A 15,599-nucleotide genomic window follows, 5' to 3' on the forward strand; every position below is an offset into this window, starting at 1 on the left:
TCACTAGCGACACTCGACGCCCCCTGAAAGGAGCCTTCTATGGGATATGGCACACGGCTGACTGTTCGCCGCTGTATTTTACTGTTGTTCTTGGCGTGCGCACTTTGTGTAACCGCTTGTTCGTCTTTGCCCGCGCGCGCGCCCGAACCCGTGGCCGCCAGTCCCGACGTGACGCAATCCGCACTCCACCGCGCAACTACGGCTTTGGCCGACGCGCATCCAGAACAATCTGGTTTTTATCCCCTGAGCGACGGCATAGACGCACTCGCCGCGCGCCTGGCTATGATCGAAAAGGCCGAAGTCAGCTTGGATGTGCAGTACTATATTTGGCACGACGACCGCGTAGGCAAGGTGTTGCACAACCGGCTGTTGGCCGCCGCCGATCGCGGCGTCAAGGTGCGCCTGTTACTAGACGATTTAGATACAACGGGTAAAGACTCTTTACTGGCGCTGATTCAACACCACCCCAATATCGACATACGCCTGTTTAATCCCTTCCCGCACCGGCAAGCGCGCTGGCTGGATTTTATGGCGGACGCCAAGCGACTCGATCACCGCATGCACAACAAGTCGATCACGGCAGATCGCAGCGTGAGCATCATGGGCGGGAGAAATATTGGCGACGAATATTTTGATGCCAGCCACGAGGTGGGCTTTAGCGACCTGGATGTATTGGCAGTGGGCCCAGTGGCGCAGGAAATCAATGCCGCCTTTGACCTGTTTTGGCACAGCGAGTGGGCATACCCCTTGGCGCAAATAGTGGCAGACAGCACCGTAACCCCTACGGCTTACCAAGCGTTTCGCAAGCGCTCCGATAGCCACCTGGCAGAAGCCACAACTGGCGACTATGCCCAGGCACTGGACAGTCGTTGGCAGCGCATTTTCCACGACCTCAACAACCGGAAAATCGTCTGGGGACGCTGGGCTTTCTGGCACGACAAGCCGGCGAAAGTTGCGCGCAAGGCCATCAATAAACAAGAATTTTTAGCGCCACATTTGTTTGACGCCATGGAGCAATCGCAAACAGACCTGTTAATTGTCTCGCCCTACTTTGTCCCCGGTGATAAATTCAGCCGCTTTCTCACCGACAAGGTGGCCGCCGGCGTGCGCGTGCAGGTACTGACTAATTCACTCGCAGCCAACGATGTGCCACTGGTGTATGCCGGCTATCGCAACTACCGCCAACAACTGCTTGAGGGTGGCGTGGCCCTGTACGAATTTAAGCCGCACGCCGACCAGCGCGCGCACCAACTGACCATTAAAGGCTCGTCGCGCGCGAGCTTACACGGTAAATACATGGCACTCGACCGGCGCTTTATGTTTATCGGTTCGTTTAATCTCGACCCAAGATCCGCCGCCCTCAACACTGAACTGGGCGTACTCTTCGAGAGTCCAACACACGCCCAGCAACTGCACGACGTCTTTGCCGCACAAGTGCTGGCGCGCGCCTATCAGGTATCATTGGATGACCGCGGCAAGCCCCTCTGGCACACACTGGAAAACGGCCAGCCCGTCGATTACACCAAAGCACCAGAAACATCGGCCTGGCAGCGGTTTGTGACTCGGCTATTGTCCGTCATTGTGCCAGAATCCGAACTCTAGCCCTCGCAGGTGCGATTGAGCTAAGGCTGAGCAATAGGAACCTATGCCCGGCAGATACCCCGAGAGCGCTTGGAGTGCTCCGGCGTTACCTAAACTCTGCTGCGCAAAGGCGCAACAATCTATGACATCCAACGCCGGTGCCTGCACGCACAAGATATTCAATCCCAAGGCGAATCGCCGTTGCCTTTGGTTGATTACCCACGCAGGATTTGCCCAGGATAACCTCGCCATAGGCACCAGGCACAAACAGCTAAGTGGCAAAAATACTGAGCGCTAAAATTACCGCAAAACTAAAGCCAGAAATGGCAACACTGTGCCTGCGTTAGTCCGGTAGCGTGTAGCAAAAACGGTAGCTGTGGCGCCCCTCGGCAATATCGATATGCATTTCTCCACTAATTCCGGTCAGTGCACCGGTGCCCGAGTCGGGTACAATTTTTACGCTAAGTTCAGAAGCGCCTTTATTCATGACCCCGGTATGCATCAAAGTAAAACAGCCGGTTTTACCTTCTAGCTCACCGTCAAATTCCTCCAGCGCCACATAACCCGCCGAGCCGGCCTCTGCGGTGCGCTTGCTGAGCATCTGCCCCTTGCCGCTACCGGCTAATGGACCGGTGTAGACCTTATCGATCAATAGGCGCCCCACGGGTACTGGATCATCCATTTGCGGCGTTAGCGCCACGCTAAAATCGCCGTGAATCTCTTTGACAAAATTGTCCATATTTAATGCGCCCTTTAATTTATCGCGTGATTTTAGATTGGGGGGCTGGCAGAAACGCAGCCTATTGCAGTGGCAACCAAATGCGCACCACTAAACCGCCACCCTCTCTGTTTTGCAAACTCAGATGGCCATCGTGGGCCTCTATAATTTCACGACACAGAGGCAGCCCAAGCCCGGTACCCGATTGCTTGGTGGAGTAAAAAGGCAGCAATGCCTGACTCAGTACCTCAGTGGACATACCGGCGCCGCGATCGGCGAGTGTCAAGCCAATTCCCGCGCGCTGATCGCGCGGCTCGGGCCTAATGGTCAGCGCAATGTGCGATGGGTCAGACCCGGACTCGTGAGCATTTTTTAACAAATTGAGTAGCACCTGCTCAATTTGCGCTTGGTCTAGCAGCACGGGCGCCTCTGGCAGCGAGAGCTGGCGCGCAAACGGAAACTGCTCCGCCAGTTGATCCAACAATTTATGCCAGTCGATGACCGCGCGGCGCGGCAGCGGCAACTTGGCAAAGCGGGCGTAGCCGTGAATAAATTGATTCAGGTGCGTGGCGCGATCTTCAATGGTGTCAAAAATCAGCTGCAACTTTGGCTGCTCGCCACCCTTGATCAACTGCTTGCCCGAATTAACCATAGAGGCAATAGGCGCCAGCGAATTGTTAAGCTCGTGACTGATCACGCGTATGACTTTTTTCCACACCGCCACTTCCTGGCGATTAAGTTCGCGGGTTAAGTGTTTTAATAACACCAGATGGTGATATTGGCCGTTCAGTAGAAAGCGGCCGCGCCCCAGGTGCCAGGTTTCTGCCTCCTCATCGCCCAGGCTGAACAGGCCTTCGCCCTGGTTTAGCAATGCATCGGCCAGCGTCTGCGGCGTATCGCTTAGCAGATCGCTCAGGTGCGCGCCTTCTAGACGCACCCCCTCATTAAAGAAATGCCGCGCGGCATCGTTGGCGTAGATAATCCGTTGACGGTCGTCCAATAACAGCATGACATTGGGCGAGCTCTGTATCACTTTGTCGAGCAACAATTCTCGCTGATAAATATACTGGCGCTCGGTGCGCATTTTTTCCGCCGCGCCATTAAAAGCCCGCACCAGCGCAGCCAACTGCGGCTGTGACTGGCCCGGCACATACACGCTGAAATCATTGTCGTAAAAATTCAATAATCCCAACGTCAATGCGTCCAGTGTGCGCGGCAATGGTCGCAAGAGTTGCCGACACAAAATGGCGGTGAGCCCGCCACTTAACAGCAACAGGGCCCAAAAACCCGCCGACTGCCAAGCCAGCGCGACGGGCCACAGGCCCAGCAGTGCAAAGGCCAACAAAAACCCAAACACCGAGCACAGCACACACACCAGTGTCAGCCGCGCTGTTAGGGATAACGAAAAATCGCGCATTGTATGAGGGCTCCGGACAATACTTGCCAGTGAGTTGTGGCGTCACGATTCAATGTCGAACTTTTCCATGCGCCGGTAGAGTGCCTGCCGACTCAGCCCAAGGGATTTTGCCGCGCGGGCGATTACGCCGCCGTGCGCGGCCAGGGCCTGCTCTATCTGATCGCGGCTCGGCGCCTCAGCAACCGGCGCCGACGTGGCCGCAGCGGGCGCGGCCCGCAAATCAAAATCCTCAGGGGTGAGCGCTGGCCCTCGAGCTAACAGCGCCGCGCGCTTACAGGCGTTTTCCAGTTCGCGCACATTGCCGGGCCAGCTGTGCGCCAGCAACGCCTGCTGCACCGGTTTTGTGAGCGACCACTGGTCGCCCAGAAAGGCCTTGGCCAATGGCAAAATGTCGTCTTTACGCGCGCACAATGGCGCGATGGGCAGGGTAATCACATTCAACCGGTAGTAGAGGTCTTCGCGAAAACGCCCCGCGGCAATGGCCGCCGATAAGTCGACATTGGTGGCGCTCAACACCCGCACCTTTACCTTGCGCGTTTTATGGCTGCCGAGGCGCTCGAACTCACCGGTTTGCAAGATGCGCAAGAGTTTCATTTGGCCCGACAGCGGCAGGTTGCCGATTTCATCTAAAAACAGTGTGCCGCCATCGGCCGCCTCAAAGCGCCCTATACGGGCTTTGTTAGCTCCGGTATAAGCGCCCGCCTCGGCGCCAAATAATTCCGCTTCCAGCAAATCTAGCGGCAGCGCCCCCACATCCACTTTGATAAACGGTTGGTCGCGCAGTGGCGAATTGGCGTGAATGATGTTCGCTAGCCGGTCTTTGCCTACGCCATTGGGCCCGGTGATCAGTACCGACACATCCGAGGGAGCTACTTGCAGCGCCAGGTCGATAGTGCGCTGCAAAGCAACACTGCCAAACACCACGCCGCACAAATCGCGCCCTTCAAACAGTGCCTGCCGCTCGCGCGCGGCGCGAGTGAGTTGATCGTTGGCGGTGGCCAGTTTGTGTAGCTGTACCAGATTCGCAACAGTGGTTAACAACTTACTGTCGTCCCAGGGTTTACCCAGGTAGTCTGCCGCGCCTTCTTTCACTAACTCCACCGCCATTTCCAATTGCGTCCAGGCGGTCAGCAAGACAATGGGTAGATTGGGCTGATGCGCGCGCAAGGCAAAAAACAGTTCGCGGCCCTCGGCGCCCGAGGTGGTGTCGCGGCTGAAATTCATATCCTGAATGACCAGTGCCACATCCTGTTGTGCCACATAGGCCAGGGCGTCCGCGGGCGTGTACACACTGTGCACTGTGTAGCCGTTTAGCTCTAGCATCAGCTCCAGCGCGCGGCACACCGCCTGATTGTCGTCGACGATGAGAATGGGGTCCATGAAGTTCGCTATGACCTGTGATATTGAGCAATAGTGTTATTAGAGGGGCAGCCGGTGCACTCTGTGTGGCGCTGCGCCTTATGTCATTACGGGGATTGTAACACGGGCTTTTGCATAGGCAGGTTATTGCAAAGACAAACGAGATTAAAGCACTGCAGGCGCGTTGTAATCACGGTACACAACGCCAGGCACAGCCCTGTGCCTGGCGTTGAACCGGACACTAAACGCTCCGGGTAGCCAGCGATGGCGCGATATTAGCCGCGCGCCGCGCCGGCAAAATAACCGCCGCCGTCGTCACTGCAAACAGCCCCAGCACCGTCATTGCCGGGTATTGCCATTGCAATTGTGGCAGGCTGTAAATGGTCATTAACTGCTGCCCGAGTTGAATGGCGGCCACCACGCCTATCAGTGCACCCATCGTACAAATCACATAGTTTTCGGTAAGAAAATACCAAACAATATCTGACTTGCGCGCGCCCAAGGCGCGGCGAGTACCAATCTGCTTGGTACGCCGCTGAATATTGAACATCACCATGCCCGTGAGTCCCAGCGAGGTAATTAACAGCAACAAAATTATCATAATGCTCAGCAGCGTTGCCATCAGCTCGTGGTCACTGTATGAGTGCCCACGGTGTTCGGCCACTGTATTGAACTCATCGATTACGCGGTTGGGGTTTTCTGCGTGCAGTGCCTTGGGAATGGCCACTTTTAGCGCCGCAATATCTTGCGACTTGGCGCGCACTAAATACAGGCTATTGCTATCGGCGCCACCAAAATCCACCGCTTGAATCACGCTGTATTCAAAATTAGAACTGTCTACCCACGCGCCCTGCATCTGCTCGATAACACCGACAATGGTAATACTGGTATCTTGTTGATACACCGTTTTTCCCACCGGCGACTCATCGCCCCAATGCGCCTTGGCAAGAGATTGGGTAATTAGTGCAGTCTGCGTTTTTGATGCAGGCCCAATCTTCACCTCTTCCGGGTAGAAATTGCGCCCTTCGATGAGCTTCACCCCTAGCGTATTGAGCATGTGCTCGTTGCCCAAATAAAAGGCAAAACCTGGCAGCGATTTGGCCTCATCGGGGTTGGGGCTGTCTTCATAGCGATCACCCCAACCGCTGCCACTCAAGGGCACCATATTGGTGGACGTCGCATCGATAACGCCCGGCAGCCCGCGCAATATTAGTTGGTCTTGCCGGTTTTGCTTGCGCAGGTCCATGGCGGGGTCGAAGTTGTATACGCGAAAACTCAAGACTTCGGCTTCGGCGATGCCGGAGGGTCGCTCCATCAACGCCAACCGCTCGCTGATGATAAAGCTGGCATTCGCCACTATGGCCACCGACAGTACAATTTGCACCATCAATAACACCGGGCCGCTTTTTGAGCGCAATAAACTACTGATAATGGGTGTTAGCTGTTGCATGCTCGGCCCTCCTATTGGCTTTTTAAGTAAACGCTGGGTTGCGTGCGGCAGATGACCCAAGCGGGATACCAACCCGCCAATAGAGCCGCCGCCATGGCGATTGCCGGTGAAATAAACCACATACTGGCATCGAGCTGCGTCAAAACATCATCCATATGAAAGCGCTCGGTCAGCAGGTGCAATAAGCCCCAGGCCCATAGCAAGCCCAGTGCACCGCCCAGCAAACCGATGAGCGACACCTCGACCATATGTTGTGCAAAAATCTGAGCGCGGCTGGCACCGATGGCGCGCCGCACGCCCACTTCGGGCGCGCGTTTCAGGAATTTGGTTAACAGCAATCCAAGAATATTCACTAAACACACGCACAGAAACAACGCGCTCAACGCCACCAGAATTTTATTGTCCTCGCGCAGCACCTTATTAACCTCTAGCCACTTGGCCACATCGGCCAGCTGCACGTCGGCCTTGGCCGTATCGGTAAAGCGCCCCAGGGCCTGCTGCTGTTCGATGTAGGCTTTTATCCACTGGCGATAGGACTCGCGCGTTTGCACATCGGGCAGATCGGCCCAAAAGATAATCCAGGCCTTTTCCGAACGCATGCGATCGGCATAGGTGACCATGGGCTCAAACTGCCAGCCATTGGTATTACCCCACACCGAAAACTCCTCTACGGGTGTCAGCGAGAAAGGTACGTACACCGCCTCGGACTCGTTAAACGCGCCATTGGTGGGGTCGTAATATTTAGGCTCTGGATTCCAGCTGTCGATAACGCCCACCACCTGATAGGGCTTGCGGTTCAAGTAAAGCACCTCACCCACGCTGTTTTCTTTGTTGAAATACTTCAGGCTCAAGGCTTTACCGATCACCACTTCGTAAGCTGGCTGCCGATCTACCTGTTCAGACCACACGGCGCCGTGCAAGAAGGGCACGTTAAAGAGCCGAAAAAAATCGCCATCGGTCACGCGTACACTGCGCAACTCTGGCAATACATCGGGGTTATCACTTTGAATGGCCTGGCCGGTGCGAAACATGGCCGCCTGGGCGCGGGGCAGCGTACCTTCGCGCAGGAACATGGCATCCTGGTAGGTAATCAGCTCCGCGTAGCGCTCCCAGGTGTTCGGGCCCTGGCTCCAGAGCTGCACTGCGTGCAATTGGTCGCTGCGCTCAGCGGCGGGATTAAAGGCCATGACCTGGTAAATATTTAACGACGTAGTGGTAAGGCCAATACCAATGGAAATTGCCAACACCATTAAGGCAGACAGCAGCGGCGTTTTGCGAATGCTGCGCCAGGCCATATCGAGATAATAGAAAAACATAGTGCCCCCTACGCCAGTGCCACGGCTTCAGAAGTCGCCTTACGGCCCTTCTGAAGCGACGTGAAATCACAGACCTGGCCATCCACAATTTGCACGTTGCGCTGCGCCCGGCGGGCCAGCTCTGGGTCGTGCGTGACCATAATGATGGTTGTGCCGGCCTGGTTGATATTTTCCAACAACTCCATCACCTGACGGGCCATGAGGCTATCGAGATTACCGGTGGGTTCATCGGCCAATAGGAAGCGCGGCTCGCCCGCCAGCGCGCGCGCAATAGCTACCCGCTGCTGCTGACCGCCAGACAGTTGCGGTGGTAGGTGCTTAGTGCGCGCAGCCAGCCCCACTTGCTCCAGCGCCTGTTCAACCCGGCGCTTGCGCTCGGCGCGGCCAAAGCCCCGGTAGCGCAGCGGCACTTCAATATTTTCCGCCAGATTTAAATCGGGAATCAGGTTGAAGCCCTGAAAAATAAAGCCTATTTTTTCATTGCGAATGCGGGCGCTCTCGCTATCGCTTACGCGGGAGACATCTTCACCGTCTAACAGGTATTCGCCCTGAGTAAAGCCCTCTAAAAGCCCTGCCACGTTCAAAAACGTGGTTTTACCAGAGCCAGAGGGGCCGGTGACCACCACAAACTCGCCTTCCGATACCTGCAAATTGAAATCGCGCAGGGCGTGGGTTTCAACCAGCTCGGTTTGGTAAACCTTTTTGATATTGCGCATGGATAACATAATGCTTCCTTATTGTTCGGGCCATTCGCGAACGGCCGGATGATCACTCGTTAAGTATGTCTGACGATTGTTGGCAACAATCTCATGTTTAAACGCTGTCACTCATTCACTTGCACTTCGGGCGCGTCGCCAAATTCCTGCAGATCGGACACCACCCATTCATCGCCGGCCACACCGCCGGCCACCACTTCCACATGGCTCATACTGCGCGCGCCCAGGGTAACCGCAATGCGCGCCAGCCGATCGCCCCGCCGCACATAGGCCACATCGCCGCCGCTCGATAAAAACGCGCCGCGCGCAACCATCAAGACATTGGGGCGATGCTCTAGCAGAATGCGCGCCGACAAACGCTGATTCTGACGCAGCTTGTATTCGGCTTGGTTGTCAAAGCGCACCCGCGCGGTAACTTCGCGATTGCGCACCTCTGGCGACAGCGACGACAGCTGGCCCACGATTAAGTCGCCGCCTAAGTTCAGCTCCACTTGCATACCCAACCCCAATTCATCGGCGTAGGTTTCCGGCACCGCCAGTTCCGCTTCAAAATCTGTCAGGCTAACAACCGTCATAATTGGCTGGCTGGCGGCCAGGCGCGCCTTTTGTTCGGTCAGCCAATTGCCGATGATGCCGTCGATAGGAGCCACCACATTCAAGGCCGCCACCTGCCGCTCCAACTCGGCAATAATCAGCTGCTGCCGCTCCACGGCGTGCGCCTGGTTGGCCATTTCAAAACTGAGGGTGTCTTTAATTAGTTGCGCCTCTTGCCTGGCGTGCTCAAACAACAGCCGCGCCTTGTGCAAATCGTCTTTGGCTTTTTCGAAATCTATCTGGCTGATCAGATTATTCACCATCAATTGTGCCGAGCGCCGGTTTTCGCGCTCGGCGGCGTCGCGATCCACCGCCGCCATATCGAGCGCCTGGTTGGCCTCAAGCTGCTGCCGGCGCGCGGCCAGCTCTGCACGCGCCAATTCGCTTTCCATACTCGCCAAGACCGAGCGCTGTTGCTGTAATTCGCTGGTCAGTTGGGGGCTGTCGATGGTGGCCAGTAAATCGCCCTCGGCCACCTGGTCACCGGGGTTGCGCAGCAGAGTCACCACGCCGGCCTCGGTGCTGTATAAAATAGGCGCGTTTGCCGCCACAATTTTTCCGGTGGTGGCCACATCTCGCACCAGTGTGCCCTGGGTTAACCGCGCAAAGCGCAGCTCATCGGCGGCCAGAGATTTGGCGGCGCGCTCTTTGCCCAGGCCGGCCCAGACCAGGCCGGTGACCAGCGCTACTGCCAAACCCGTCATTAACACCGGGCGCAAACGGCGCACCTTACTGGGCGCCAAGGGGACATCCTGCCCGCGGGTATCGCGAATCATTGGGCACCTCCGGCTTCCGACACATTCGCTGACGAGGCGGCGCGATGGCCGTAACTTAATACCCGCGTCACCTGCCAACCGTCGGCGGTGCGCCGCCACACCATCACAAATTCGGCCTCGCCCTCGCAGCCCTGCACATCGGTGTGGCAAAAGCGGTGTACGCCCTGAGTCATCGCGCCAAAATTGGCGATGGCTAGGGCGCGAAATGTTTGTGGTACTAAGGCGCGCGTGTAGCGACCGCAGGCGTGCTTGCGCGTGTTATCGAGCATGTCCTGCCGATTCCAGGTAACACCGCCTTGGTCGTGATAAAACTCCACATCTTGCGCAAAGTAGGCCCCGTGCCGCACCAGCTGTGCGGGCTCTGCACAGCGATTAAATGCGGCGAACAACTGGGCATCCAGCGCCTGCAATTCGGAGGTAAGTGCATCGGCCGCCGCTGGCTGTGCAATCAGCCACAGCAACAACAACCCGCTAATTTTTAGTGTGCGCATAGCGCCCCTCTACCCAAATAATTGTAAAAACACTCAGCGGTCACAACGGTCGATCAGCTTTTGGCCTGCTCACCCATCGCTGTCCGCGACTTATTGGTCTTTTGTTTTTTGCTCTTTGCTCATTGCACAGCCTGTGCCAGCTTGTAAATTTTTATAATATTCAAAGACTTAGCGATAAGGTGGGGGAAATACGAACAAGGCGAACTGTCCGCGCGGACAGATAGGCTGTCCGGCGGCCCCCATAGTGTCCGGTGCGGACACAGGCATTCGCACTGCGGTCACTGGGGGTATACAACACCTACGCGAAAAAGGGCAGCCAGAAAATGCCAGCGTCGGCAGATCAGAAAAACACGGAAAGGTGGATTAGCGAGGATGATAGTTTGCAAAAAGTACCGCGAACAGAGCGAATAAAGCAGCGTGGGAGCGGCTAGCGAGCGCAGGGCCCAGTTCCCTGTATTTGTGCCCGGCGGCGCTCCGCCGCTAAGCGCGGGCCGCTCATACGGCTAAACAATCCCGTTTCCAGGCGATACACCACCGCATCCTGGCGCGCGCTGGCATGCCAGGCAGACAGGTGCGCATCAAAGTGAATAAAACCCACGCACAACAGCAGTACACCGGCAGCCGCCGTAACCACCCAAAAAACGCGCCGCCGGCCGCGCCTTGCACACACGACTGTTGCAGCTAGGCGTTCAGATTGTGTTGGCATTGGCTGTTGCTCACTCATGTCACACCTAACACCCTGTAATAACTGGAGGAAAAACACGTTGCAAAAAACAGCCATGGGAAACGGCCGCTCGGCTAATGAGATTGATGAATTGCAGCAATTGTGCCAATAGACACAAGGCCCTAGTGGCGGGGCCTGGCGCATAAAGCTGCGGTCCAAACACCCGTAGAATGTGTCCAATAGCGGACAAAATGTGTCCGGCCGGACACCCTGGCCGTAGCGCCAGGCGCACGGTAATAGCCGTCAACGCTCTATGCTCAACGCCTGCTCGGCAGTTCCGACACCCTGAAATTAGAAATAGTAAACTGCGCCTGAAAACCCGCGCGCGCGTAGAGTGGCCGCCCCGCCTGTGAGGCCTGCAGCACCAGCAGCTCGGCGTCTCTCACATAGCGCGGCTGCAGTAACGCCGTCAAAAACTGGCGCGCAAAACCCTGGCCTTGGGCAGCCGGTAGCACGCCAAACTGATGCAGGCCCAACACAGCCCCCGTGCGAAACCACAGCGCCGTGGCCACCGGTTCATCGCCGTGATACGCCAACAGCAACTCTGCGGCCGGCGCATTAAGCAGCGCCGCCACCGGCGCCAGCGCAATGTCGTAGCCAAAGGCGGCAGCGGCCAGTGCCACCCAGCGCTTTAGTATTTCCTGTGAATCCACAGCCACCAGGCGTAGCGCGCTGGGCGCAACCGTCGCCGGCAAGTTGCCATCGCAGGCAGGCAGGTACATAGCCGTTTGCTGAAACGCGGGCGCACACTGCTGTTGCGCCAGCGCATTAGCCGCGTCGATACCGGCGCCCCAGAGTGGCAACTGCAATAATCGCGCATCTGCCACCGGCAAGGCGCGCAGTGCGGCCAACGCCTGCACACTTGGCGCTTCACACCACACCCGGTGCGGCCAGCTATGGCTGTGCCAAATTTTTCCCCCGGCATTCGCGGCAACCGCGCAGTCACTGGCGCCGAACAAGCGCCAAAGTGTATACAAATTATGTAAGTTGCTGTGCGCCAAACTGTCATCCGCAAGGCGCCCATTCACTGCTTCATCCGCACCCATTGCGCTACCCCTTTGCCGCATCCCAATTAATTAACAGCACACCCGCAAGGAGCGCCACCACACCCAGTAACCTGATGCCGTTCACCGGCCGGTGGGGCAGCTCAAACCAGCCAAAGTGCCCAACCAACATCGCCACCAACAATTGCCCAGTAAGGGCCAGGGCCATCAGTTGGCCCATACCCAGCTTGGGAATTAAAAAATACAGGGTTGAAATACCCAACGCACTTAACAGCCCCCCACCCAGCCACAGGTAACTTGGCACCGCAGATACCAGGGCGCGCGCCGGCAACTGGCGCTGCAGCGCCAACACCGCAATAACCGAAAAAACAATCCCCCCAGCAAAGGCCACACAGCTGGCCAACAACGGGCTACCGAGTAGGCTACCCAAACGGGCATTCATCGCCGCCTGAAGGGCAATGGCGGCACCGGCAAATAAAGCAGAAAGATAAATAGCGTTCATGGGCGCCAGTGTAAGACGCAGTTGGCGCGGGCGTCATCAACATAGGTTGATAACGAGAAAAAGCGGTACACAATATAGTCTGCTGGCTACCTCCGCATTTAGCGACATGCCTTAGTCATAGATAGAGTCCTCACGAAATTCACGCCATTATTATCATCTTTTCTCCTAATAGCTGATCTACGGAACAAGCGTTTATCTTAAGCAAGCGTTTAGATTACGCAGAACTTCAATATAAACACTCGTAACAAAAATCAACTCTTGGTATTCTGCCTTACCTATATCAACTTCGACTTTTATTGAGCTATCAAATTTTGCATGACCTTATAACTAGTTACTATTTCTTAAGCTATAACATATCAATCCACTTATGTGCTGTTTTTATTGGCCCGCGTGATAGAAACAAAATTTGAAAGAACTCTATTGCTCTCTGGTAGTGGCTTATACCCTCCAGACTCCAATTAGGCGGAAGCGATTTAATATTCCCCAAAAAACGAGCATGAACGCCCTGATCAGTTTCTTTCAAACTGGAAACACGTCGAATATCAATACAAACACTCTTCTGCCGCCCTATCAGCCTCATCCTGAACTTAATCTAACTGAATTTTTTACGGCGAGAATATTTCGGCTTAGGCACTATGCAAAATTTGTCTTCAGATCAATAAGGCGACAAATAATCTTCACTGCCAAGTCTTAACCAAAGGGCCAGAGATCATGACATTGTTTCAATAACTGGCGTCAAGGAATCTGGTCTATTGATTCGTTTCAGCCATTCATTTGAAAGGCTGTATAATTGCGACTCTCCCACTCCCTTGTCACAGGCTATCTATCCACTTTCTCATAAAGTTAATCCAACTTCGTCAAGCATTGCCGCCCCTTTCTAGACCAGGCAAGGCCAGCTTTTTTGAACACGCGGCGTTTCTTCACATCGCCAACGCCTTGCGAATTCTGCTCAGCTGTGTGGGCGTAATGCCGAGGTGGGCGGCAATGTGGTATTGGGGTAACCGTTGGTGTAAGGCCGGGTGGTCGGTTACAAAGCGCAGGTAGCGGCTGCGGGCGTCTTCCTGTACCAGCTCTACCTCGCGCGCGTCTTTGGCGAGCAGCCAGTTGCGCTCTAGGTAGTGTATGTGAAAAATTTTTAATGCTTCATCGCGCATTAGCTGAAGGCGGTAGGCCTTGAAGTCGATCAACACCAAGGATGTGGGCTCGAGGGTTTCCAAGGTAAAGCGCGAGGGCGATTGTGTTAGCAGTGCCGCCATCGAGCCCGGAAAACTGCCCTCGGCAAAGAAATTTTTATTGTACTCGCGGCCCTCGGCATCCGTCACAAAACTGCGCACTAGGCCCGACACCACAAAGCCAAAACTTGTGGGCAACTGGCCGGCGGGATACAGGGCTGCGCCCTTGGGCAGCCCCTGCACTTTGGCCATGGCAACCAGGTGCTGCCAACTGCTATCTGGAATGGGCGCATAGGCTTGCATGGCGCTGCGCAATTGCGCCAAGGCCTGCGTTTCTGTGGGTGGCTGTGCAGTCATAGGGGTGGCCCGCCAGTGCTGGTTTTAAACAAGGTGCGAATTTAATGCGTTATCGCAACCACCAAGGTAATCACCAGCGCCCCCATGAGGTTGATGACCAAACCCTCGCGCGCCATACGCGCCACGGTAAATTCGCCCGTGCCGTACACAATGGCGTTGGGCGCGGTTGCCACGGGCAGCATGAAAGCGCAGCTGGCAGACAGGGCCGCGGGCAACATTAGTAGCAGCGGGTCGATATTGGCACCGATGGCGGCCGCCGCCAGAATGGGCATGAGCAATGTGGTAGTGGCGGTGTTGCTGGTAATTTCGGTGAGAAATGTCACCGACAAGGCCACACACAACACCAGCAGCCACACCGGCAGGTGCGACAAGGCGCCCAGTTTGGCGCCGATGGCGGCCGACAAACCGGTGGCGGTAAAGGCCGAGGCCAGGGCAATACCGCCAGCAAATAGGATTAACACGCCCCAGTGAATGTTACTGGCGTGCTCCCAATCCAGCAGGCGCCCGCCTTCGCCGTCGGGCAACATGGCCAAAACAATCACCGCGGTAAATGCCACCGCCGCGTAGTTGGCGGTGGGCAAATCCAACCAGCCCTGCCAGCCGCCGGCGGGCTCGGTCAGCGTCATCCAGGCCAGCGCCGTTAGCGCAAATACCCACAGCACGCGTTTTTCGGCGGGCCGCCACGCCGTGGGCGCGGGCAGGGTTAGCTGGGCGGAATCGGATAGATGCCGGGTTAACCACCAGGCCGCCAGCGGCAACAACAATGCCACCACCGGTAGCGCGGTCAGCATCCAACCCACAAATGAAATGGTTTCGCCGGTGCTATTGGCGTAGACCTGTAAAAATATCACATTGGGCGGCGTGCCAATCGGCGTACCCAAACCGCCAATGCTGCCGGCGTAGGCAATGCCCAACAGCAGTGGCACAGAAAAGCGTTTATCGTGGGCGCGCTCAATCACCGCCAAGGCCACGGGCAATAGCATCAGCACGGTGGCGGTATTGGAAATCCACATGGACAAGCTCGCGCTGGCCAGCATAAAACCAAACACCAGCCGGCGATAACTGCTGCCGCCGCACAGGCGCACCATGGCCATGGCCAAGCGCTGGTGTGCGCTACTTTTTTCCATGGCCTTGGACAACATAGCACCGCCGGCCAGCAATAAAATTAACGGCGAGCCATAGGCCGCCGCCACCTGTTGACCATCCAAAATACCCAGCAGCGGAAACACGCCCAGGGGAATTAGCGACGTAATGGGAATGGGAATGGGCTCAAACACCCACCAAAGGCCGCACACCACCGTTAAGCCCGCCGTCAGGCAGGCCGACATTTGCCAACCGTAGAGCGACAAAATATAACCAAGCAGCGCGCCCAGTGCGGGCGCCAACCATAAAAGGTGCGATTTGATGCCGGTCATGGCCTAT

Annotated in this window: 14 protein-coding genes; 1 reads left to right on the forward strand and 13 read right to left on the reverse strand. The window is 56.3% G+C overall.

Annotated features, from left to right (window positions below; translation table 11 throughout):
- Nucleotides 1–39 precede the first annotated feature (39 nt).
- Nucleotides 40–1,602: a phospholipase D family protein gene (locus tag ACW8F6_RS02155; RefSeq protein ID WP_491574196.1), complete on the forward strand. Its 1,563-nt coding sequence runs from the start codon at nt 40–42 to the stop codon at nt 1,600–1,602.
- A 322-nt stretch (nt 1,603–1,924) separates the two neighbouring features.
- Here ACW8F6_RS02155 and ACW8F6_RS02160 read toward each other — a convergent pair whose 3' ends face one another.
- The 13 genes from ACW8F6_RS02160 to ACW8F6_RS02220 all read right to left on the reverse strand — a co-directional run bounded on the left by ACW8F6_RS02160 (nt 1,925) and on the right by ACW8F6_RS02220 (nt 15,592).
- Entirely contained in the window at nt 1,925–2,320 is a 396-nt protein-coding gene (locus tag ACW8F6_RS02160; protein ID WP_491574197.1) for a DUF3224 domain-containing protein, read from the reverse strand.
- Nucleotides 2,321–2,381: 61 nt separating this feature from the next.
- Nucleotides 2,382–3,716, reverse strand: coding sequence for a sensor histidine kinase (locus tag ACW8F6_RS02165; RefSeq protein ID WP_491574198.1), 1,335 nt, complete (start codon nt 3,714–3,716; stop codon nt 2,382–2,384).
- A 42-nt stretch (nt 3,717–3,758) separates the two neighbouring features.
- Nucleotides 3,759–5,096 (reverse strand): sigma-54-dependent transcriptional regulator, encoded by a 1,338-nt coding sequence (locus ACW8F6_RS02170; protein ID WP_491574199.1) that lies wholly within the window; start codon nt 5,094–5,096, stop codon nt 3,759–3,761.
- A gap of 220 nt (nt 5,097–5,316) precedes the next feature.
- On the reverse strand, nt 5,317–6,525 hold the full coding sequence (locus ACW8F6_RS02175) for an ABC transporter permease (protein WP_491574200.1): 1,209 nt from the start codon (nt 6,523–6,525) through the stop codon (nt 5,317–5,319).
- An 11-nt stretch (nt 6,526–6,536) separates the two neighbouring features.
- Nucleotides 6,537–7,841 carry an ABC transporter permease gene (locus ACW8F6_RS02180; RefSeq protein ID WP_491574201.1) on the reverse strand — a complete coding sequence of 435 codons (1,305 nt, stop codon included), beginning with the start codon at nt 7,839–7,841 and terminating at the stop codon, nt 6,537–6,539.
- Nucleotides 7,842–7,849: 8 nt separating this feature from the next.
- Entirely contained in the window at nt 7,850–8,566 is a 717-nt protein-coding gene (locus tag ACW8F6_RS02185; RefSeq protein ID WP_491574202.1) for an ABC transporter ATP-binding protein, read from the reverse strand.
- Between the two features lie 98 nt (nt 8,567–8,664).
- Nucleotides 8,665–9,927: an efflux RND transporter periplasmic adaptor subunit gene (locus ACW8F6_RS02190; RefSeq protein ID WP_491574203.1), complete on the reverse strand. Its 1,263-nt coding sequence runs from the start codon at nt 9,925–9,927 to the stop codon at nt 8,665–8,667.
- On the reverse strand, nt 9,924–10,418 hold the full coding sequence (locus ACW8F6_RS02195; RefSeq protein ID WP_491574204.1) for a nuclear transport factor 2 family protein: 495 nt from the start codon (nt 10,416–10,418) through the stop codon (nt 9,924–9,926). The genes ACW8F6_RS02190 and ACW8F6_RS02195 overlap by 4 nt, the downstream gene beginning before the upstream one ends.
- 427 nt (nt 10,419–10,845) lie before the next feature.
- Nucleotides 10,846–11,142, reverse strand: a complete 297-nt coding sequence (locus ACW8F6_RS02200; protein ID WP_491574205.1) for a hypothetical protein — start codon at nt 11,140–11,142, stop codon at nt 10,846–10,848.
- A gap of 257 nt (nt 11,143–11,399) precedes the next feature.
- On the reverse strand, nt 11,400–12,188 hold the full coding sequence (locus tag ACW8F6_RS02205) for a GNAT family N-acetyltransferase (protein ID WP_491574206.1): 789 nt from the start codon (nt 12,186–12,188) through the stop codon (nt 11,400–11,402).
- 4 nt (nt 12,189–12,192) lie between these two features.
- Nucleotides 12,193–12,648, reverse strand: coding sequence for a DMT family transporter (locus ACW8F6_RS02210; RefSeq protein ID WP_491574207.1), 456 nt, complete (start codon nt 12,646–12,648; stop codon nt 12,193–12,195).
- 920 nt (nt 12,649–13,568) lie between these two features.
- Nucleotides 13,569–14,177, reverse strand: a complete 609-nt coding sequence (locus ACW8F6_RS02215) for a Crp/Fnr family transcriptional regulator (protein WP_491574208.1) — start codon at nt 14,175–14,177, stop codon at nt 13,569–13,571.
- A 41-nt stretch (nt 14,178–14,218) separates the two neighbouring features.
- Nucleotides 14,219–15,592, reverse strand: a complete 1,374-nt coding sequence (locus ACW8F6_RS02220) for an SLC13 family permease (RefSeq protein ID WP_491574209.1) — start codon at nt 15,590–15,592, stop codon at nt 14,219–14,221.
- Nucleotides 15,593–15,599: the final 7 nt, after the last annotated feature.

It is taken from the genome of Simiduia sp. (assembly GCF_058345725.1).